Origin of the sequence: Mycobacterium sp. IS-2888 (assembly GCF_001954215.1) — a bacterium.
Lineage (GTDB): Bacteria > Actinomycetota > Actinomycetes > Mycobacteriales > Mycobacteriaceae > Mycobacterium.
Window position 1 is genome coordinate 1 of sequence record NZ_MBET01000046.1, and the last position, 19,724, is coordinate 19,724.

21 protein-coding genes, 1 tRNA gene and 1 pseudogene are annotated in these 19,724 nt (G+C 66.9%); 13 read left to right on the forward strand and 10 right to left on the reverse strand.

The window, feature by feature from the left end:
- Together A5745_RS24985 and A5745_RS07260 are read left to right on the forward strand one after the other, a co-directional pair.
- Nucleotides 1–76: pseudogene (locus tag A5745_RS24985) on the forward strand (hypothetical protein); the annotation flags it as partial.
- A gap of 269 nt (nucleotides 77–345) precedes the next feature.
- Nucleotides 346–735 (forward strand): hypothetical protein, encoded by a 390-nt coding sequence (locus tag A5745_RS07260; protein ID WP_076115597.1) that lies wholly within the window; start codon nucleotides 346–348, stop codon nucleotides 733–735.
- Nucleotides 736–767: 32 nt separating this feature from the next.
- On the opposite strand, the gene A5745_RS07265 is transcribed toward A5745_RS07260, so the two are convergent.
- Nucleotides 768–1,460: a DUF3060 domain-containing protein gene (locus tag A5745_RS07265; protein WP_076115598.1), complete on the reverse strand. Its 693-nt coding sequence runs from the start codon at nucleotides 1,458–1,460 to the stop codon at nucleotides 768–770.
- A gap of 56 nt (nucleotides 1,461–1,516) precedes the next feature.
- Between A5745_RS07265 and A5745_RS07270 the strand changes: the two genes are divergently transcribed.
- On the forward strand, nucleotides 1,517–2,542 hold the full coding sequence (locus tag A5745_RS07270) for an NADP-dependent oxidoreductase (protein ID WP_076115599.1): 1,026 nt from the start codon (nucleotides 1,517–1,519) through the stop codon (nucleotides 2,540–2,542).
- Between the two features lie 75 nt (nucleotides 2,543–2,617).
- On the opposite strand, the gene A5745_RS07275 is transcribed toward A5745_RS07270, so the two are convergent.
- Complete coding sequence (locus A5745_RS07275) at nucleotides 2,618–3,238, reverse strand: hypothetical protein (RefSeq protein ID WP_076115600.1); 621 nt, start codon at nucleotides 3,236–3,238, stop codon at nucleotides 2,618–2,620.
- Nucleotides 3,239–3,592: 354 nt separating this feature from the next.
- On the opposite strand from A5745_RS07275, the gene A5745_RS07280 reads away from it, so the two are divergent.
- Entirely contained in the window at nucleotides 3,593–4,417 is an 825-nt protein-coding gene (locus A5745_RS07280) for a family 16 glycosylhydrolase (protein WP_076115601.1), read from the forward strand.
- Nucleotides 4,418–4,421: 4 nt separating this feature from the next.
- Here the strand turns inward: A5745_RS07280 and A5745_RS07285 are convergent, their stop codons facing one another.
- Complete coding sequence (locus tag A5745_RS07285; protein ID WP_083662782.1) at nucleotides 4,422–5,969, reverse strand: glycosyltransferase family 39 protein; 1,548 nt, start codon at nucleotides 5,967–5,969, stop codon at nucleotides 4,422–4,424.
- 26 nt (nucleotides 5,970–5,995) lie between these two features.
- Complete coding sequence (locus A5745_RS07290; protein WP_076115603.1) at nucleotides 5,996–6,223, reverse strand: hypothetical protein; 228 nt, start codon at nucleotides 6,221–6,223, stop codon at nucleotides 5,996–5,998.
- Between the two features lie 108 nt (nucleotides 6,224–6,331).
- Between A5745_RS07290 and A5745_RS07295 the strand changes: the two genes are divergently transcribed.
- Entirely contained in the window at nucleotides 6,332–6,637 is a 306-nt protein-coding gene (locus A5745_RS07295; protein WP_076059181.1) for a hypothetical protein, read from the forward strand.
- On the opposite strand, the gene A5745_RS07300 is transcribed toward A5745_RS07295, so the two are convergent.
- Nucleotides 6,634–8,052, reverse strand: a complete 1,419-nt coding sequence (locus tag A5745_RS07300) for an amidohydrolase family protein (protein WP_076059180.1) — start codon at nucleotides 8,050–8,052, stop codon at nucleotides 6,634–6,636. The two genes, A5745_RS07295 and A5745_RS07300, sit on opposite strands and share 4 nt — an antisense overlap.
- A gap of 147 nt (nucleotides 8,053–8,199) precedes the next feature.
- Here A5745_RS07300 and A5745_RS07305 point away from each other — a divergent pair, with 147 nt between their 5' ends.
- Nucleotides 8,200–8,871, forward strand: a complete 672-nt coding sequence (locus A5745_RS07305) for a GAP family protein (RefSeq protein WP_076059178.1) — start codon at nucleotides 8,200–8,202, stop codon at nucleotides 8,869–8,871.
- A gap of 16 nt (nucleotides 8,872–8,887) precedes the next feature.
- Here A5745_RS07305 and A5745_RS07310 read toward each other — a convergent pair whose 3' ends face one another.
- Complete coding sequence (locus A5745_RS07310) at nucleotides 8,888–9,724, reverse strand: hypothetical protein (protein ID WP_240562976.1); 837 nt, start codon at nucleotides 9,722–9,724, stop codon at nucleotides 8,888–8,890.
- A gap of 177 nt (nucleotides 9,725–9,901) precedes the next feature.
- Between A5745_RS07310 and A5745_RS07315 the strand changes: the two genes are divergently transcribed.
- Complete coding sequence (locus A5745_RS07315; protein ID WP_076059174.1) at nucleotides 9,902–10,456, forward strand: hypothetical protein; 555 nt, start codon at nucleotides 9,902–9,904, stop codon at nucleotides 10,454–10,456.
- A gap of 121 nt (nucleotides 10,457–10,577) precedes the next feature.
- Here the strand turns inward: A5745_RS07315 and A5745_RS07320 are convergent, their stop codons facing one another.
- The 3 genes from A5745_RS07320 to A5745_RS24260 all read right to left on the reverse strand — a co-directional run bounded on the left by A5745_RS07320 (nucleotide 10,578) and on the right by A5745_RS24260 (nucleotide 13,811).
- A complete protein-coding gene (locus A5745_RS07320) occupies nucleotides 10,578–11,417 on the reverse strand; it encodes a L,D-transpeptidase (RefSeq protein WP_076059173.1) in 840 nt (279 codons plus the stop codon).
- Nucleotides 11,418–11,554: 137 nt separating this feature from the next.
- Nucleotides 11,555–13,333 (reverse strand): hypothetical protein, encoded by a 1,779-nt coding sequence (locus A5745_RS07325; RefSeq protein ID WP_139329484.1) that lies wholly within the window; start codon nucleotides 13,331–13,333, stop codon nucleotides 11,555–11,557.
- A gap of 172 nt (nucleotides 13,334–13,505) precedes the next feature.
- Nucleotides 13,506–13,811 carry a hypothetical protein gene (locus A5745_RS24260; RefSeq protein WP_139329485.1) on the reverse strand — a complete coding sequence of 102 codons (306 nt, stop codon included), beginning with the start codon at nucleotides 13,809–13,811 and terminating at the stop codon, nucleotides 13,506–13,508.
- Between the two features lie 106 nt (nucleotides 13,812–13,917).
- Between A5745_RS24260 and A5745_RS07330 the strand changes: the two genes are divergently transcribed.
- The 3 genes from A5745_RS07330 to A5745_RS07340 all read left to right on the forward strand — a co-directional run bounded on the left by A5745_RS07330 (nucleotide 13,918) and on the right by A5745_RS07340 (nucleotide 16,618).
- Nucleotides 13,918–14,844, forward strand: coding sequence for a LysR family transcriptional regulator (locus A5745_RS07330; RefSeq protein ID WP_076059171.1), 927 nt, complete (start codon nucleotides 13,918–13,920; stop codon nucleotides 14,842–14,844).
- Nucleotides 14,845–14,884: 40 nt separating this feature from the next.
- Entirely contained in the window at nucleotides 14,885–16,282 is a 1,398-nt protein-coding gene (locus tag A5745_RS07335; RefSeq protein ID WP_083662784.1) for an MFS transporter, read from the forward strand.
- Nucleotides 16,283–16,414: 132 nt separating this feature from the next.
- Nucleotides 16,415–16,618 carry a hypothetical protein gene (locus A5745_RS07340; protein ID WP_076115604.1) on the forward strand — a complete coding sequence of 68 codons (204 nt, stop codon included), beginning with the start codon at nucleotides 16,415–16,417 and terminating at the stop codon, nucleotides 16,616–16,618.
- Nucleotides 16,619–16,649: 31 nt separating this feature from the next.
- On the opposite strand, the gene A5745_RS07345 is transcribed toward A5745_RS07340, so the two are convergent.
- Nucleotides 16,650–16,723 (reverse strand) — tRNA-Gly (locus tag A5745_RS07345).
- Between the two features lie 209 nt (nucleotides 16,724–16,932).
- On the opposite strand from A5745_RS07345, the gene A5745_RS07350 reads away from it, so the two are divergent.
- The 3 genes from A5745_RS07350 to A5745_RS07360 all read left to right on the forward strand — a co-directional run.
- Nucleotides 16,933–17,568 (forward strand): hypothetical protein, encoded by a 636-nt coding sequence (locus A5745_RS07350; RefSeq protein ID WP_076059168.1) that lies wholly within the window; start codon nucleotides 16,933–16,935, stop codon nucleotides 17,566–17,568.
- Between the two features lie 42 nt (nucleotides 17,569–17,610).
- Entirely contained in the window at nucleotides 17,611–18,183 is a 573-nt protein-coding gene (gene dcd / locus A5745_RS07355; protein ID WP_076059166.1) for a dCTP deaminase, read from the forward strand.
- A gap of 115 nt (nucleotides 18,184–18,298) precedes the next feature.
- Nucleotides 18,299–19,724: hypothetical protein (locus tag A5745_RS07360; protein WP_371336864.1), on the forward strand; the 1,426-nt coding region annotated here is incomplete at its 3' end.

Sequence of the window (19,724 nt, forward strand, 5' to 3'; positions counted from 1 at the left end):
TCGGATGGTCGACATCCGGTCGAATCCGGCATTGCGGCAGCAGATCCAGGCCGTGGTGCGCCGGGCGGCCGACCAGCCGCCGCACCCCGCCGGAGGGGCGCCCCGGCCCCACCGCCACCCCCCCAGTACGCGCCGCCGGCACCCCCTCCGCAGTACGACCCGGCCCGACCCCCGCTGACGATGTACGTGCGTCTCCCGTTCGTCACGGTGCCGATTCCGATTAATCCGCCGGCGCCGCCACCACCACCGCCCCCGGCCCCTTAAGCCCTGGGCGATCGTCCGTGGCAGACGACGGCGACTAGGCGCACACTGGGCAATAACTCCGACGAGCCGCAAGGAGGTCCCGTGGGCGAACACGGTGCATTCGGATTCGATCCCGACGACTTCGATCGCATGATCAGGGAAGGCAGCGAGGGACTGCGCGACTTGTTCGAGCGGATCGGCAACTTCGTCGCCGCACCCGGCGGCCGGGCGGGATGGTCGGCCATCTTCGAGGACCTGTCACGGCGGCCCCGGTCCGGGCCGGAGACCACCGGCGAGGCCGGCGACGGGGTGTGGGCCATCTACACCGTGGACGGCGACGGCGGCGCTCGCGTCGAGGAGGTCTACGCGACCGAAATCGACGCACTGCGCGCCAACAAGGACAACGTGGACCCCAAGCGCAAGGTCCGCTTCTTGCCGTACGGCATCGCCGCCAGCGTCCTCGACGACGACACGGAAGAACCGACGCCCTAATCACATTGGGGCATCACGCATTTCGTGCGCCGTCAGCCCTGCTCGACGGAGTTCGAACCACCGGCGTTGGTGATCTTCGGTGTGCCCGTGTGGTAGGTGATCTTGTTGTCGAAGCCGGAGGCGTCGATGGTGTCGACGGCATCGACGGTGATCGCGTTCTGGACGCCGGACACGGTCAGGCTCGCGCAATGACCGGTGATCACAACGGTGTTGGAGACCCCGCTCACGCTGACGACGCTGTCGTTGCAGGCGACCGTCCGATTCTCGTTGATCCCGGAGATGGTGAGCTGACCCCCCGCCGGTGGGGTGGCGGACGTCGACGGGGCCGACGTTCGGGTCCGGCTCTTCGACGGCGGCGACGTGGTCGGGCTGTCGGTCGGTGACGTAAACGGAACGGAAATCGTCGGCGGGGACGTGATGATCGACCGGACCCCGGAAAGCTGATGGGCGGCGAATGCCGCGATACCGCCGGCGAGGGCCAGCACGCCGATGACGATGACGGCGCCCAGGATCCACCACACGCGGTTGCTGGACGGGGGTCTCGGCGGTGGGCCGGAAAACGGTCCGCCATAGCTCCATTGGTTTGGTGGCGGCGGGACCCCGGGCCCGGGCGCGTAGGCCTGATCGGCCGGTTGCGAGCCTCCCACTTCGGACGTGCGTGCCGAGTCGGCCAGCGGGCGCTCAAGCTCCCGGATCCGGTCTTCCGGGTCTTCGTGCGGGTTCATGCACCGAATATGCCATTCATTCCGGTAATTTCGGCCCGTTCGGTAGTTTCGGCATCGTGCCCGACTTGCCGAATCGCCAGATCGTGTTGCGTCGTCGCCCGACCGGTCTGGTCAAACCCGGTGACACCGAACTGCTCACCAAGCCGGCACCCCGGCCCGCCGAGGGTGAGGCCCTGGTCCGAACCACGTATGTCGGGCTCGACGCCGCGGTGCGGACCTGGCTGAACGACCAGCCCGGCTACCTTCCGCCGGTGCAGCTCGGCGAGGTCATCCGTGCGGCCGGGATCGGGGAAATCGTGGAATCGCGCTGCGGCGCCTACGCCGTCGGCGATGTCGTCACCACGCTGACGGGTTTCCAGGAGTACGCGATCGTGCGCGACGACGTGTTCACCACACCGGTCCCCGGCCGGGCTTCGGTGGACCAGCTGGCCGTCATGTCGGTGTACGGCCCGACCGGGGCCACCGCCTACATCGGCATGACGGACATCGGCCGGCCCCAACCCGGCGAGACCGTCGTGGTCTCCGCGGCCGCGGGCGCGACCGGATCGGTGGCCGGGCAGATCGCCAAGATCGCCGGCGCCCGGGTGGTCGGCATCGCCGGCGGTCCGGAGAAATGCCGGGCGGTGGTCGAGGACTTCGGCTTCGACGCGTGTATCGACTACAAGAACGACGACCTGACCGCCGCGCTCAAGGAGCACTGCCCACGGCGCGTCAACGTCTACTTCGACAACGTCGGCGGGCCGATACTCGACGCGGTGCTGGGCCGGCTGGCCACTAAGGCGCGGGTGGTGCTGTGCGGGGTCATCTCCAGCTACCTCAGCGGAGAGCACCCCGGACCGGCCAACTACGTGAACCTGTTGTCCAAGACCGCGCTGATGCAGGGCTTCAACGCGCTCGACGACTGGGGTCGCTTCGACGAGGCCTTCGCCGCGCTTCATCGATGGGAGCACGAGGGCCGGATCAAACACCGCCAGACCGTGTTTGAGGGCGTCGAATCGTGCGTCGACGCCCTCAACGGCCTATTCACCGGGGCCAACATCGGCAAGATGTTGGTCAAGCTGAGCGAGCCGACCTCGGCCTAGGTCGATGGTGGCGACCCGCAGCGCCCGGTCCCCCGCAAGCGGGAGGTGCCCCCAACGCGGCGCTCGCGATCGCCACTAGGCCTCGCCGAGGACGCGGTGCAGCGTCTTCTTCGCGTCGGTCAGGGCTTCCAGCACCTTGGTGCGGGTCTCGGCGAGCTGCTGCTTCTGCTCGTCGGTGCCGGTCCAGGTGATCGTGCGCGCCAGCCCCGCGACCTCGAAGAGGGTCCTGCGGATCTTGAACACGTCGCCGAACTTGGCCGCCCGGCCCAGGAAGGCGTGCGCGGTCTCGCTGCTGACGCCGCGCCAGGACAGCAGGTTCTGGCCGAATTCGGTCAGCGTCGCCACGCCGTTGTCGACCGTGACCACACCCCGGCCCGCCAGCAGCCCGATGGCCAGCTCCGCCACGTCCTGCGGCGGGGTGAATGCACCCTCGGTCGCGTCGGACACCCGCTGCACGATCTGCGCGGCGTCGGCCGGCCCGTCGAGCAACAGGGCCGCGGTCACGAACGCGGCGCGCTTGAGAAAGGGCCGACCGCCGGGCCCGAAGCCGCCCTTGAAGCCGGGGCCGCCGAACCCGCCTTGTCCCCAACCCTTTTCGCCCCAGCCGCCAAAACCGGGACCGCCAAAACCAGGCCCGCCAAAGCCGGGTCCACCGAACCCGGGTCCACCGAACCCGCCGAAAAATCCACCAGACATCTCTATTTCCTTTCAACACATCGGAGGTATCAAGCTCCTTGATACCACCGACTCGGACAATGTCAACAAGATTGATGGTTGGCGGACGGGCAGCCGGGTGGCGCGCGCCGATTACCCAGCCGAAAATGGGCTGCTATCGTCCAGACATGGATCGGCATCGGATGATCATGATCGCCGGATTTCGGGCCCTACCCGGCGGAAATGCTGGTCCACTCGGTGCGTGTCTTTTGAAAACCACCTGAGATGGGATGCGTAGCATCCCACGTGCATGGTTTCATAACACCGTTTGCGAGAGTTGCCGAGAAGGGGCGCACCGAGTCAGAGTTCCCGACTTCAACGATGGGTGGTTGGTAGATGGATCGTCGCAGCATGTTGTTGACGACAGGGCTCGGCATGATCGGGGCCGCGATGAGCATGCCCGAGGCCTGGGCCGCCCCGTCGGCCCCGCAGGCGCCGTCGACCGGAGGCGGCGGGCCCTACATCTTCCACGACGAGTTCGACGGCCCGGCTGGCTCGGGTCCCGATCCGGGCAAGTGGACGGTGCAGACTTGGCAGGACGACGTGTTCCCGCCGGTCGAGGGGATATACCGCGACGACCGCCGAAACGTCTTCCTCGACGGCAATTCCAATCTGGTCCTCCGCGCCACCCACGAAATGGGCACCTACTACAGCGGCAAATTGCGCGGCAACTTTCGCAGCATGATCAACCAGACCTGGGAAGCGCGGATCAAGCTGGACTGTTTGTTCCCCGGCCTGTGGTCCGCGTTCTGGGGCGTCAACGAGGATCCCATGCCCGACGGTGAGGTCGACGTCTTCGAGTGGTACGGCAACGGCGCCTGGGCCCCGGGCACCACGGTCCACGCGGCATCGAACGGGAAAACCTGGGAGGGGAAATCGATTCCGGGTCTGGTGGATGGCGCTTGGCACACGTGGCGAATGCACTGGGGGCCGGAGGGTTTCCAATTCTCGCGCGATGGGGGGGCGCCGTACTTCAGCGTTCCGAACAAGCCCATCCACGTCTATGGTGGCCCGCCCGAGGACATGCGGTGGCCGTTCAACAACCCCGGCTATTGGATGACTCCCATGTTCACCCTCGCCGTCGGCGGGGTGGGCGCCGGCGATCCGGCCGCGGGGACCTTCCCGGCGGACATGCTCGTCGACTACATCCGCATCTGGTAGGCCGTCATCGCTCGGCTTTGATCACCTGGACCAGGTTGAACTGCCATCGCTCGACCAGCCGGAAGCCCAGGTCGTGGGGGACCGCGAACGCTGGCGTGGCGCCGTAGCGAGGGCCGGGCGGAAGTGCCGCGCCCTGCTCGTGGGCCGGCTGCGTGGCGTCGGCCTGGGTGATGATCCACACCACGCCGCAATGACTTAGCGGCGCGGCGACGACTTCCGGTATCAGGTTGGTGTCGAAGACCTCATTGCGGTCGGTTGCCCGTTGCCACAGGGTCAGGTCGATCAGCTTCCGGTAGGCATCGGGGCGCGCCGCCAGCAACGGGCGCATCGGGGCGGGCATGAACGTCACCGTGTCGTTGACGAGTAGGCAGTCGCCCGGTGCGGCTTTCGCCGTGATGAGATCCGCGACCTGACTGTAGTCCATTCCATATTTCGCGTACGGGTTACGTTGTGCCCGAACATAATTCGGTGCCGCGGCGACAGCGAACAGAACAACGACACCCGTCGCCGCCCAGGGCTTGACCGCCAACGCGCCGATGCAGACACCGAGGATCAGCGCCACCGCCGGCGCCGTGAACGACAGATAGCGCGGCGTGTAGATCGGGTGGACCGCGACTGCCGACCAGATCACGATCAGGGCGGTCGGTATCACCAGCCACGCAATCGCCAGGGTCAACAACTGCCGGTCCGACTCCTTGAATTTCGCAGAGCCGCTGAGCCACAAGACAATTGCCGCCACCACCACCAGCGCCGACAACACCGCGAACGGCGGGCTGCGTTCGAAGTATTGCTGCACCGTCACGTCTTCGATCGTCCGGTGTCCGACCGGCGCGATCCACTTGATCTGCTGGACCTGCCCGACGACCTCGAAGGCGAACGGCGCCAGCGCGCACACCGTCAGGACCGAAGCAATCGCGAAGTGAACCAGCACGGCTCGATTGCGCCAGAAGGCGCACACGATAACGACATACGCCAACAACAGCAGGACGATGTACATCTCGAGCAGGATCGACGACGCCAGGGCGATCGCGTAATACAGCCAGCACCAAGCGTTGTCGCGGCGAGCGGCAACAACGAGCAGCACGGTCAGCCACACCGCCGCCATCATCGATAGCGCGTAGGGCCGCGCCTCGATGCCCGCCCATGTCGAGCGGGGCAGGATCCCGCAGACGACCCCGGCGGCCACGGCGACGGTGCGCGACGAGAACCGCTTGCTCAGCACCACGACGCCGGCGGCGGCGCCCCCGACGGCCAGGCCACTTGGTGCGCGGGACCAGAACTCGGTGGGCGGGAAGATCTGGAACCAGCCGTGCATCAGCAGGTAGTACAGCCCGTGCACGGCGTCGACGTTGCCGAGCATCCGCCACAACTGGGCCAGGGATCGACTGTAGGAGGCCGAAATGGTCGCCGCCTCGTCGTACCAGAAGGACGGGCGCCCGGCGCCGACCAGACTGACGGCGGCGGACAGTATTCCAACGATCAGCGGGTCGAGCGCGGGGGCCAGCCGGTTACCGCGAAGCGCACCACGGGTAGGCCGTGACTCGCTGAGCACATCGCTATGTTGCCAGAAGGCAGGTTTCAGTTACTCAGCCACACGTGCCAAAAACCGTCGGGACCCAGGCGGCAGTCCCAATGGGTGTAGAGGTGGTCGTTGTGGGTGATCTCGACGTGCGGGCCGTCCGCCTCGCAGCCGCCTTGGCTCGAGTAGTTGCCCTCGACTTCCACTTCATCGGCGTTGGCCACGCCCACCGCAATGGTCATCAGCCCGGCGAATGCCATTAGTCCTGCGGCCGCAAACTTCCTCATGGTGACTTCCCCTCGGTATCGGTGACGCGACTCTATCGATTGGGCCGGGCGCCCGCGCCGCAATTGCGGGGACTCAACGAACCGGGGATTCGAACGTATGATCGATCAATGGGACAGCTCGCGTCGATCGGCTACAACGGGCAGCCGGTCCGCAGCCCGTTTCGGGTGGTGCGCCCGCCGATCACGGTGCTGGTGGACCTCACCGTGCTGTTCCCGCGCGAGCCGCACCGGTCCGGCCGGTATCAGCCCAACGGCCTGCAGCTGCACAAGGTCGTGGAGGGCAGGCTGAGCTGCTGGGGGCTCTGCGAGCAGGGCGACTGGTGGGGGCTGGTGACCTATCCGATCGCATACGGATCCAAGCAGAGAAGCGTGACGCACTGGGTGCCGGCTTGGACGCTGCGCCGACGGGGCTAGCCGGTCGCCGGTTCTGCCGGAGCCAGCCGGCGTCCCTGCACGTAGGTTCCGGCGATGGACGTCTCCCGCGTGCTCATCAACAACCCGAACAGCGTCTGGTCGCGGGCCATGGCCGGATCGTCGGACCGCACGCCCTGAGTGATCACGGCCTTCAGCGCCGGCGTCCGGTTGGGGTCGATGACGACGAAGTCGGCCTCCTTGCCGATGTCGAAGTTGCCGAACCGGTCCTCCATGTCGAGTGCGCGCGCACCGCCCAGCGTTCCGAGGAACAGCATCTCGGCCGGGTGCATCGAAACCCCGGCGTCGCCCGGCTCCGAGATGTGCACCTTGAAGGCGGCGGCGAGCACCTGCGGTATCGGCCACTCATCCCCGCCGCCGAAATCCGTTCCGGCGGCGATGTTTACGCCGGAGGCAACCGTGCGTAGCCACGGCATGGTGCCCGAGCCGAGGAACTGCTGGGAGACGGGGCAGTGCGCGATCGAGGTGCCGGTCTCCGACATCCGCTCGAGTTCGGAATCCTGGCAATGCACCGCGTGCGCCATGACACTGCGCCGCCCGAGCATGCTCGGCCCGCCGACCTTCGAGCCCGGTAGGAACCTGCCGTCATAGGTGTCCAGGTAGGTGTCGACCTGAAAGATCTTCTTGGTTTCGGCGACCTCGCCGGTCTCGGGGCGGTTGTTCTCGTTGAGGTGGGTGTGGAAATACACGCCTCGATCGCGCACCGAATCATACAGTTCGCCAAGGCTTTTCAGCATCTCGGCGGTGACCGCGATCGCGAACCGTGGAACGACGGCGACGTGTAACCGGGCGGTCGTCACGTCTCCGGTGTCGGCCGCGTGCCACTTGTCGATCTCCTCCCGGGCCAACCGCAGCGCATCGGACTCCGACGTCATCAACGGCTCAGCTGCTTTGGGGCCGACGGTCTGGATGCCGCGGCCGCTGACGATCCGCAGTCCTCGCCGCTGCGTCTCGGCGAACAGCGCGTCCTGGGCGTGCGGAAACGCGGACCCGAAGACCATGGCCGCGGTGGTTCCGCTCGCGATGCGCCGGTCGCAGAACTCGACGGCCGCCCGCTTGGCGAACGCCGGGTCGGCGAAGCGGGCCTCCGATGGATACATACAGCCGGTCAGCCACTCCAGCAGCTGCCCCCCGTTGTAGGAGTCGCCCGCGAACGTCTGCGGAAAATGCACGTGGGCGTCGACGAAGCCCGGGAGCAGAAACCCGGGCCTGTGATTGGACACCGGCGCCGACCGGTACTTCAGCGGCAGGTCGGCGCGCTCGCCGCAGAACGCGACCTTGCCGTCGTCACCGACCACCAGCGCGCCCTCCGGGATCGACACCAGCGCCGCGGCGGCTTCGGACAGCGGCGGTGCGCCGGTGAGGTGAAAAATGTGTCCAAGGTGGGTCCGAGTCACGCGATCATCCCCCGTGTCTGGGAGCGCAACGAATGTTGTTGCACCGCACGTCACATCCAACCACCCCGGCGGCTTTTCGGGGTCAAGACGACCACACCCGGCGCGCTCGCTGGCACGATCCCGGCGTCAGTGCGAAGATTGCTGCCCGTGGCAACTAGCTGGGGATCCGTTCTGAGCGTGCTCACTCCGCTGGCGTTGGTCGTGGCAATCTCGCCGCTGTCGATCATCCCGGCGGTCCTGGTGCTGCAGACGCCGCGGCCGAAGCCCACGAGCCTGGCCTTCCTCGGGGGTTGGGTATTCGGGCTGGCGGCGCAGACCGCGATCTTCGTTGCCGGTTCCGGCGCGCTCGGGGGTATGCACAACGCGCCGCCTAGGTGGGCGTCCTGGCTGCGCGTGGTCCTCGGGTCGGCACTCATCCTGTTCGGCATCTACCGGTGGCTGACCCGGCACGGCCACAGCGAGTCCCCGGCGTGGATGCGTGCGTTTGCCACCATCAGCCCGAAGCGCGCGGCGATCACCGGGCTGGCGCTGACGGTAGTGAGGGTCGAGGTGCTGATCATGTGCCTGGCCGCCGGCTTGGCCATCGGCACCAACGACCTCGGTGTCGTCGACGGGCTGATATGCGGCGCGTTTTTCGTAGCCCTCTCCGCGTCGACGGTCGCGATCCCGGTGCTGGCCTACGCGGAGGTCGGTCAGCGCCTCGACGATCCGCTGGCACGGCTCAAAACCTGGATGGAGCGCAACAACGCCGCGCTGATGGCGGCCATCCTGGTCTTGATCGGTTTGATGGTGCTCCACAACGGAATTCGCGCTTTGTGACTTCGCGCTTCCCGGCTCAGCGGTAGCCGCCGTCGGACAGGCCGGCGTCCGCTTCGAGCCTATTCGTCTTGCCAAAGACCTTGTCGCGGACGACTTCCCAGAGGTAGGCCGTGATCATGCCGGCGTGGCCTTTGGCGGCCCACTGCTGGCAGTGCAGCTCCTCGTGGTGCAACACCCGGTCCAGCGCGAGGTTGCTCTCGGCGGCGTTGCCATTGCGGTCGGAGTACCAGGCATGCCCGGACTCGACGATCTGGCGAAGCCGATGGTCGGCACCGATCGAGTCGTCGACGTTGACCATGAAGATGTCGCCCCAGGCGGTGCCGCCCTCCCGGCTGAACAGCTTTTGAATCCGGTTGCCGCCGAGGCCCATGAGCATGCCGTTGGGTGTGGTGACGAGGTGCGCGCCGTTGCGGTGCGCGAAGCCGACGTCCTGCTCGTAGCTCCAGCGGTTTGCCTTCTGCCGGTTGATGATCCGCCCAACCTCGGCGGCGGTGTACGGCGTCTCGGGGAAGTCCGTGGGTTGCTTGCCCGGCGTGCCGTAGTCGGTGCCGGCGTTGAGAACGTAGGTCATCAGCGCCGCGTTGCGTGCGTCGTCCGCACTGATGCCCCGCGACAGGAGGAAAAAGGACTTGCCGTCCGGATCTTTGAACTCGGTGCATTGCCCGAGAATCGTGAAGCTCTCCGGCGTGATGGCGTGCTCCCGGGCGATCTCGGCGACGACGTCGGAAGGCACGCCCTGGCGTTCGGCGTTCTCGAGCCACTGCCGGTGATAGCCCTGCCCGACGGACGGCTCCGCGCTTTCCCGCTCCCGACCACGCCGCTTGAAGACGACCACCCGCTGTTCGTAACACATCGGTGCAGGTAAGCAGGTCGCGGTACCTGTTCTGACTTGTGACAACCTCGTGACGTCACCATTTGGAAACGGAGCGGTGCGGCGCGGCTCATGTTTCATATTGTCTGCAGACAATTGGCTCGGTCGTCGGGAAACGACTTTTGGAGTATCTGAGCGCGCATAGAGGAGTCGACGCTGATGGTGGAGCGGTTCAGCATCAAAGTAGTTGCCAGCGCTGGGTTGTGCGGCGCCGCTATAGCGTTGAGCCCCGACGCGGCGGCCGCCCCGCTGATAACGGGCGGCCACGCGTGCACCCAGCAGCAGGCGGGCGAGGTGCCGGCGGCCGTCGGTGGACCGGCAGAGGCCGGCGGTGCGGGAGCCGCTGGCGGACCGGTACTCGCCGCCGGAGGCTCGGTCGTCGAAACGTGCGCCGCTCCGCTCACGGACATGTCCGGTGTTCCGCTGGTGGTGCCCGGGCCCGTTGGCGCCCCGATCGTGCCCGTCGTGCCGGCCGGCGTTCCGCTCTTGCCTGGCCCGCTGCCCCTTCCCCTGGGCGCTCCGGTTGCCCCGGTGGTGCCCGCCGGTGCTCCGCTGATTGCGCTCGGCGCCCCGGTGGAGGCACCGATCGATGCCGTGGCGAGCGCCCCCCTCCTCGACATGTCCGGAGTCAAGGATGCGCCGACCGGTCCGGCGCCGACGGGCGGGCCGGTGCCCGGTCAGCCGGTTATGCCCGGTCCGTCGGGCGCGCGCTGACGCGACCCCTTCCCGGACACTACGGACCCGCTAGGTTATCGCTAGCGGGTCCGTTTGTATCAAGGGCGGTGAAAGGCCTGTACTGTCAGGGCATTTCGACGCATTTTTGGGAGACAGCGAGTCACCGAGAGACTATGCGCGGAACTTCGATGCTGTTGTCCTGCACGATCACCGGGTCACCGACGTTGACCGTGTTGTAGTACCACTCCGCGTCCTCGGGGCTCAGGCTGATGCAGCCGTGGCTGACATTGTCCAACCCGAGCGAATTGACCGCCCAGGGAGCCGAATGCACGAAGAGGCCATGGTCGGTGATGCGAACGGCGTAATCCACCGGAAGACGGTAGCCGTCAGGATCGTCGACGGGGATGCCGACGCTGCTCGAATCCATCATCACCGTGCGTTCCTTGGACAGGACGGTGTAGGTGCCTGTGGGAGTGGGGTACTCCGGCCTGCCCATCGAGGCCGGCATGACGCCGGGCTCCCCGAAGTGGGGTCGGTGGTGCGGCGCAGGGAGCGACGCCGGCGGTCCCGCCTCGACCCCATCGATGGTCACGGTGAACGTGTGCTCGGCGATGCTGGCCACACCGACGACGGCAGGACCCGTCTTTATTTCCGTGGACACTCCGCCCACCGAGAGCGGAATCGTGCTGTGCGCCGGCCAGAATCGGTCCGGGACCCACTCCACGACCTTGTTGTCGAGCCATTCGAACTTGCCGGTCATCGCCGGCGTCGACCTGACCGCGACGGCACGCTCGGCCGCGGGCCGGTCCGCGACGGGCGCATCGAAGGTCACCACCACGGGGTGCGCGACACCGACGACCTCGCCCCGCCTCGGGAGAACCGACGCGATGGCCAAATGCTGCGGCTGGTGCGCCGCCGCCACGCTTACACCGGCCGGGCTCGCAACGACGCTCCCGGCCATCCCGACGACGGCAAGAACACACCGAACAACCGCCCGCATGGCTCCAATTCCTTTAACTGACAGAGTTGCAATAGTGATGGTAGGGCCGTCGCGAACAGCGGAAGCGCAAGGGCGCGTTCGCAATTGATCAAGGCTTCATCACGATTTGGCTACAGCCAACGCGGACCAGGCTCGGGCTAGTGGTGGCTGCCGACGCCGCTCTCGGCACCGCCGCCAGAACTGCTGCTGCCAGAGCTGCTACTGCCGCCCGAGCTGCTGCTGCCGCTGCTAGAGCTGCTGCTCGTGCCACCGCCGGCGCTAGCACCGCCGCCGCTAGCGCTGCTGCCGCCACCACCGAAGCCGCCGCCGCTCTCGGCGCCACCGATCGACGTGCCGCCGCCGGACTCACCGCCACCAACTGGCCCACCGGCCGATCCGCCGGTCGACCCGCCACCGCCTGTCGGTCCGCCGTGCGGCCCGCCGTCGCCTGGAGTTCCATGGCTCGGACCGGGGCCGGTAACAGGTCCGCCCGGGTTGCCGGAGGGCCCGCCGCCCTCGCCGCCGGGATTCGGCCCCTGCCCCGGGGGAATTTGTTGGGGCGGCGGCGATTTCGGCGGTGCTGGCGTGGGAACGTGGACCGGCGGGGGGACATGAATCGGCGGCGGCACGTCGATCGGTGGCGACGGGCGCTGCGGGACCTGAACGACCGGAGGCTCCGGCAGGACTGCCGGCGGCGGAGCGGGCAGCGCGAGCGGCGGTACGACCAGCGGAACGGGCACCGGCGGGGCCGCCGCAATCGGAGCCGGAAGGAGCGGAGCCGCGGGTGGCGGAGCCGCGGGAACCGGAGCGGCCAGCGGCGGCGTGGCTGCGGGCGGACTCAGCGGCTTCGGTGCCACCGCCTGGGTGGCCGCGACTTCCGCTGGCACAGGGGCGAATACCTGCTCGGCCGGGGCGATGAGATTGTGCAGCGGGGCGGGCAGCAACCCGACCGTCGTGTGGACGCCGACCGTCAGTGCTACCTCGAGCGCCAACGCGGCGCTAAAGCCGGCGACCGCCACCACGCTTCCGACCAGTAGGCCCGACCTACGACGGGGCTCGCTCTCACGATGGGCGGGGGCGTCCATGACGACAGTTGGCGCGCTGGCTTCATCGTCGGCGACCGCGCTGTAGGCAAGGTCGTCCTCGCCCGGCTCGGCCGCGGCAATGCTCAGGTACTCGGGCAGGGCATTCGCGTCGACCGCGCCCGTGCCGGGGTCCTGTGCATAGGCCAGCGCGGTCGTCGACGACGCGAACAACGACGCGTTCGCGGATGCGAGGGCCGCCGCGCGGGCCAGGGCCGTCTCCGGCTCTTCCGGCGCGCTCACGGAAAGCGACGTCGCCTCTTCCAATTGCGCCCTGACCGCTGCGATGTCAACGCCGGAGCCGAGCACAAACAGTCCGTCCGGGTGCGTAGCCAGCTGGTCGAGTCCGGCGAGCAGGTGCATCAGCTCGTCGTCTGTCAGCCGCCCGGGCGTACCATTCAACCGCTCTTGGTGAACATCCGTGATGGAACCGTCGGCGGTCTCGACGACGGCCAGAGTTGCGGTGTCGGGTTCCATGAACAGCAGCGCGGTACGCTCGTAACCCATTGCGCCGCCGACGAATTGAGTCAGCGAGGTCGCGGCCAGAAACGCCGAGACCAGCATGACGTTCTCGAGCTTGTGGGCGGCGAGTGCGTCGCGCAGGGCCGCCGCTTCGAGTTGGTCGGTCCACGCCACACCGACGGACGATAGCTCGAGGCCCGCAGCGTCGGAGTCTTCGCGGGTAGCCAGGATGGCGGCGACCACGCGGTCGGACGCGCTGACGGTCGGGGAGTCGTCGGCGGCGCCTGTCGCGAATTCGTTCTCGTCCAATGTGACGCCGTCGGCGTTCTCCCCTTGCACCAGCACCATCTGAACCGAAGCGGGCGCCATCGAGACCCCAAGCACGATATCCACTAGGCACGCCTTCCAACGAGACCGCTAACCGATCGTCGCCGGGGAAGCTGTATCTGGAGCCTGCCGAAGCTGTGCAGTTGTTATGAACCAAGGCCCCTGTCAAAAGTGACCAGGGGCGGCCCATGCGGGCCACCCCTGGTGTGTCGGGAAGTTTTCCTTTCGTGTCCGCCGCTCAGTACCAGCACTGGAAGGGCCCGCGCCAGCCAGGGAATCCGCAGTGAAGGTGGCGGTAGCCGCCCCAGAATCGGTCGATCGTCGGAAGCCAGGGCGCGGCTGGCGCTGGCGCAGTGACCTCAGGGGCCGGGGCCGGTGCGCCCTCGTCGGCGTGGCTTGGCGCAGCGAAACCAACGGCGGTCGCCGTGATCCCCATGGTCAGCAGAACGCCGGCCATGGTGCGGCGCCGGAATCCGCTTGCCGTGGTGCGCGCGGTGGTTGTCGTGGTGGCGTGGGTCTGGTTGGTGTTTGTTGAAGTGTTCATGGCATTGATCGTTCATCCCGCGATGTCGTCGCAGTAGCGGTCGTGTTCTTGCAGGGATACAAGCGCGCCTTGTATCCAGAAGGCGCCAGCGGCGCTACGATCAGGCGTGCCGTTAAGCGCGCGGATGCCCGAACTTTCCGCCCTTGAGTTGTTGTCGGCGATCGCCAAGACGGGCAGTTTGAATGCGGCCAGCCGAGAAGTGGGAACCAGTCAACAGGCCGTCTCGGCGCGGCTGACCTCGATCGAGTCCCAGATCGGCGTACGGCTGGTGACGCGCACGACGCGAGGCACCCAACTGACCCCGGCTGGCGAGGTCGTCGTCGAATGGGCGGACCAGATACTCGATGTCGCGCAGCGCGTCGACACCGGGCTGGCATCGCTGCGCGCCGAGCGTCGCACCCGGCTCACAGTGGCCGCCAGCCAAACGGTGACGGAGCAATTGCTGCCCCGCTGGCTGGTGTCGTTCCAGGCGGCGGTCCTGCGGCACGGCGGCACCGCGCCGGAGGTCGGCTTCAACGCGACCGACAGCGAAGGAGTGATCGCGGCCGTGCGGGACGGCGAGGCGGAGCTCGGATTCATCGAGATCCGCGGCGCGCTTCGCGGGTTGCGCAGCCGCGTGATCGGGCGCGACGAGCTGATCGTCGTCGTGCCGCCCGATCACAAGTGGGTGCGGCGATCGGCTGCGATCACCGTTGCGGAGCTTCGCCGAACGCCATTGGTGTCGCGCAAGTCGGGTTGGCGCCTCTTGCTGGGCACCGAGGAGCCGCTGGACAGCGATCGGTCGGCGCCCGCCGCGCATCCACTCGAACTCGCTTCTGCGGCAGCGGTTCGCGCTGCCGTCCTGGCCGGTGCCGGTCCGGCGGTGATGAGTCGGTTGGCCGTCAGCGATGACCTCATCCATGGTCGCCTGCGCGCGGTTCCGGTCGCGGATCTCGACTTGCGACGCGATCTGCGTGCGATCTGGCTGGGCGCCCGTACCCCGCCTGCGGGGGCGGCAAGGGATTTGCTCAACCACATCGCGACGAGTCGGTGACTGCCCTGATCCCAAGCCGTTGAAACTATATCGTCGAGCGGTGACCTCAACGTCCGGACAAGTGCGATCGCGTTGGATACTGGCCGCCGTCTCGACGGCATTGTTCTGCGTGCAGATCGATTACTTCGCAATGAACCTCTCGCTACCACGAATGGCGTCAGATCTGCACAGCAGCACGACGGACCTGCAATGGGTCGTCAGCGTCTACATGTTGGCGCTCGGCGCATTCATGGTCCCCGCGGGCCGCATCGGCGATATCTTCGGGCGCCGCCGTGCGCTGCTCGCCGGCATTGCACTGTTCGGAGTTGCCTCGGTCTTTTGCGCGATCGCGCCGTCCGCCGCCGTTGTCATCACCTTCCGGGCGGTACAAGGTGTGGGCGCCGCCTTGATCTTTCCCGTGTCGGTGAGTGTCCTCACCAATGCCTTCCCGCCGGGGAAGTCGAGTCATGCGATCGGATTGGCGTACGGCATAGCGGGATTGGGAAACGCTGCGGGGCCCCTGGTCGGTGGGCTGCTCACCCAGACCGTCGGATGGCGCGCCGTATTCTGGCTGCTGGTGCCCTTGGCCGCAATCTCGTTCCTCATGGGCGCGAAGACGATTCCTGAGACCTCGGACGAAACCGTCCCTCGTCGTTTGGATCTCGGTGGGCTCGCGCTCATCACTGCGGGAATTGGGTTGTTCACGTTGGCATTTGATCGCGCACCATCGTGGGGATGGCTGTCAGCGGCGACGCTCGGCACGTTTATAGCATCCATGGTTGCGCTGGGTGCGTTCGTGGTTGTCGAGCAACGGGTGCGCTGGCCACTTGTCAACCTGGCGCTACTGCGCAATTCGAGGTTCTCCACCTTGGTCGTCGCGGGCACGATTGCGAACGTCGCCTACACGGTGACGGTGTTCTTATCGACGATGAACCTCCAACAGGTGCGTGGGCTGGACCCGCTTACAGCGGGTATCGCATTCCTAGGCCCGTCCGCCGGCGCGGCGATAGGTGGGGTGGTCTCGGGACGTCTGGCGGCGCGCTATGCACCGATCAAGGTCATGGGCGTCGGTTGCGCGGTCGCCGCGATATCGTTGGCCGTCCTGGCGGCTTCTCAGCAGTGGGTGGTCTACCTAGTCGCATTGACGGCCTGCGGTTTCACCATGGGTCTGGTCTACGCGTTCACCACGGTCGCGACTCAAACCGTCGTTGCGCCCGAGCGGGCGGGCGAAGCCGCCGGTGTCGCGTTGACGTCACTCGTTGCGATCGCCGGTGTCGGAGTCACTGTGTCGGGCACCGCATTGGAGATGCTGCAGCGTCAGGGCTGGAGCATGGGTGACGGCGTCAAGTCCATCCTCGCGGTGATTGCCGCGCTGTTGCTGCCCGCGGGCCTGGCCGTGCTTCGGAGTGCACGTAGCAAGATCTCGGCCTTGGGGGAACTTAACTGTTCTCCGGAATGATCCGTGGAAACGGGTATCGAACCCGCGCATTCAGGGGGAGCCGAGTCGGGGTGTCCAGGGCAGTCCGCCGCAGTGACAACGTCGTGGCACCCTCATTGCTACGTGGCCGGGCACAGCAGAAGGAGGCCAGGTGTGACCACCGATGACCCGGGCCGGATTCAGCGGTTGGCCGCCGAAGTCAACATGGTCCTAACCCGGCTACGCGATGACGAGTACCTCCTGTACGACAACGACACCAATCAGCTGGTGATGGGCGGCCAATCCGGCCAGCGGAAGATCGGAGTCAGCCTGGAACAGATCAGGCTTTACCTGGAAAAGGTCCGGGAGTGGAGCTAGCTGGTCGAACACTGCTGCCGCAGGTCAGACATGGAGCCGATGACGGGAATCGAACCCGCGTATTCAGCTTGGGAAGCTGATGTTCTGCCATTGAACTACATCGGCGCTGTTGCCCCAGCAGGCTAGCACCCGGCCGGCCACGGCCGCGCCCGCCTGCGCCGAGGTGTTGCGCGCATCGGCCGGCGCTTGCGATGTCATTCGAATGCAGAAAACGGCCCCGACAGAATGGTCTGATGTGGGGAAACGCACAGCTATCCCCGCATGTGAAAAAGCCGGTGTTTATTGTTTCGTGATCATTCCGTAATGTGCTTGCCGTGGGTCGGCATCGATTAGCCAAGAAACGGCGCAAGCCATCAGTTGTCCTGGCAGCGGTACTGACCCCCGCGGCGGCTTTCTTCGCCGTGGCGGCGGATACCGATTCGTTCGGACCGCGGGCCGAGCCCAAACCCGTTATCAGTGACGCCGCGCCGTGCTGCTTGCAAATCGTTGCAGCGGCATCGCATGTGTCGGTTGGCGCCGGCGTCCGCGCTGTTCCGGCGGCATCGAGATATCACACCCGCTCGCGCTTCTTGCCCGTCGGCGTTGCCTCGGAACGCGGCTTACAGGTCAGGACCATCCTGACCGCCCGTGCCATCAGTGCGGACTTTCCCCAGATTCACGAAATCGGCGGCGTGCGACCGGATCCGCTGCCGTGGCATCCCCTCGGTCTGGCACTCGACGTCATGATCCCCGACCCCCAATCCGCCCAGGGGATCGCGCTGGGAAATGCCATCGTCGCCTACGTTATGCAGAACGCAAACCGCTTCGGAATACAGGACGCGATTTGGCGGGGCGTCTACTACACGCCCAATGGTGCGCAGACGTCGAGGCTCGGCCACTACGACCACGTCCACGTCACGACCACCGGGGGCGGATACCCGACGGGCCGGGAAAGCTACCTCGCTGACTAAAGGTAGGACGGCTGCCACCTTCCCAACGGCTAGGCTCGTCGAGTGCTGCTCTCCGATCGCGACCTCAGGGCCGAAATCACCGCCGGCCGGCTGGGCATCGACCCGTTCGACGACGCCCTGGTGCAGCCGTCCAGCATCGATGTGCGCCTCGACTGCATGTTCCGGGTGTTCAACAACACCCGCTACACCCACATCGACCCCGCCAAGCAGCAGGACGAGCTGACGAGCCTGGTGCAACCCATCGAGGGAGAACCCTTCGTCTTGCATCCGGGCGAGTTCGTCCTCGGCTCGACGCTGGAGCTCTTCACCCTGCCCGACGGCCTCGCGGGACGGCTGGAGGGCAAGTCGTCACTGGGCCGGCTCGGATTGTTGACTCACTCAACGGCCGGCTTCATCGATCCCGGCTTCAGCGGTCACATCACCCTCGAGCTGTCCAACGTCGCCAATCTGCCGATCACTTTGTGGCCCGGCATGAAGATCGGGCAGCTGTGTATCTTGCGGCTGACCAGCCCGGCCGAACACCCTTACGGCAGTTCACGCGTCGGCTCGAAGTACCAGGGCCAGCGTGGACCGACGCCGTCTCGGTCCTATCAGAACTTCATAAGGACTACATAGCTTCGGCGGGGTTCCGCCACCGCCCTCCTGCGCGATACTTAGTTAGTCGTGGTTTTTTCCTCCGCCCGACCATGGCTCGGCTAGCAACACCTTTGGAGGGGTTGTTTTGGATATCGTGCTCGGCGTATCGATGGCCCCGGCGTCGATTCAGATGGTTCTGCTCGAAGGTGAGAACGCCGAGGGAGCCACGGTCGAAGAGGACGAGTTCGACGTCTCCGCTGCCGACGACGCGCCGACCCTCAGCGCGTCTGATCGAGTGATTGCCGCCATCCTGGGCACCCGTGAGGGCGCCGCCGACGCCGGCCTCGAGCTGTCGTCTATCGGGGTCACGTGGACCGATCAACTCGAAGCGGCCGCCCTGCGCGACGCGCTGACGGCCCACAAGCTTGAGAACGTGATGCTGGTCTCGACGTTTCTTGCCGCGACGGCGCTCGGTCAATTCGTCGGCGGCGCAATGGGTTACGAACGCACCGCGGTGCTTTTCGTCGAGCCCGATGCCGCCACGCTGGCCGTCGTCGAGACCTCCGACGGTTCCATCGTCGATCTCTACCGACAACAGATCTACGCCGAGTCCTACCAGGAGGCCACCGCACAGCTCACCAGGATGATCTCGGGGCTGGATGGGCAGGAATGGGGGCCGGGCGGTCTCTTCTTGATCGGCTCGGGCGTCGACATCGCCTCGATAAAGCCGGCGCTGGAATGGGCGACCTCGCTTGTCGTGAGCGCGCCGGAGGAGCCCGGCACCGCACTGGCCCGCGGGGCCGCCCTGGCCGCGGCGAACGCGCCGACGTTCGCCTCGTCCACCGCTGCACTGGCCTACGCGCAAGACCCGGGCACCGGTGCCGCTGTTTCAGTGCCCGAATACCTCAGTGTTTCAGGGCTTCTCGACGGTGACGACGACTTCGCGTACAGCGCCGTCCCCGACGAGGACGACGACGTCCCGACTGTCGTCGTACCAAAGCTGTTCGCGCCCGAACGGGACGAGCCGCGTCGCAGGCCGGTGCTGCTGGTCGGTAGTTGCTTGGCGGTCATTGGCATCAGCGCGGCGCTGGCCCTGGAAATCGCGCTGGCCATTGGCATCCGCGCGACCGGGACGGTCGCTTTGCGACCGACCCCGAGCCAAAACCTGATCGTCCCGACGCAGCAGGCCCCCGCACCCGCGCTCCTCGAGGCATCCCCCCCGGCGCAGAAAATCAACGCCCCGATACCTCTAGCCGCGCCTATGCCGATACACCCGCAAGCCGCGCCGCTGCCCGCGGCTCCCGCGATACCGGCTCCGCCGGCTCCCGCGGCTCCGGTGATTCCGGTGCCGGTCGTGGTGCCTCCGGTGGCGCCGGTTCCAGCGGCCCCGCTCCTGGTGCCGGGTCTCGAAACGGTGATGCGACCGCCGGTGATCCAGCTCCCACCGCGCGTGTCGCCGCCCGTGGTGAATCAACCGCCGGTCCAGGTCCCGCAGCTGCCATCGCCGCCGCAGGTGACCCCGCCGCAGGTGACCCCGCCGCAGGTGACTCCGCCGGTCCACGTGCCGCAGCCGCCGCAGG

Excerpts from the sequence above, each read along its gene's own strand:
- A5745_RS07265 (WP_076115598.1), bottom strand. The coding sequence starts at position 1,460 with ATGAACCCGCACGAAGACCCGGAAGACCGGATCCGGGAGCTTGAGCGC.
- A5745_RS07275 (WP_076115600.1), bottom strand. The coding sequence starts at position 3,238 with ATGTCTGGTGGATTTTTCGGCGGGTTCGGTGGACCCGGGTTCGGTGGA.
- A5745_RS07280 (WP_076115601.1), top strand. The coding sequence starts at position 3,593 with ATGGATCGTCGCAGCATGTTGTTGACGACAGGGCTCGGCATGATCGGG.
- A5745_RS07290 (WP_076115603.1), bottom strand. The coding sequence starts at position 6,223 with ATGAGGAAGTTTGCGGCCGCAGGACTAATGGCATTCGCCGGGCTGATG.
- A5745_RS07295 (WP_076059181.1), top strand. The coding sequence starts at position 6,332 with ATGGGACAGCTCGCGTCGATCGGCTACAACGGGCAGCCGGTCCGCAGC.
- A5745_RS07310 (WP_240562976.1), bottom strand. The coding sequence starts at position 9,724 with ATGTGTTACGAACAGCGGGTGGTCGTCTTCAAGCGGCGTGGTCGGGAG.
- A5745_RS07315 (WP_076059174.1), top strand. The coding sequence starts at position 9,902 with ATGGTGGAGCGGTTCAGCATCAAAGTAGTTGCCAGCGCTGGGTTGTGC.
- A5745_RS07320 (WP_076059173.1), bottom strand. The coding sequence starts at position 11,417 with ATGCGGGCGGTTGTTCGGTGTGTTCTTGCCGTCGTCGGGATGGCCGGG.
- A5745_RS24260 (WP_139329485.1), bottom strand. The coding sequence starts at position 13,811 with ATGAACACTTCAACAAACACCAACCAGACCCACGCCACCACGACAACC.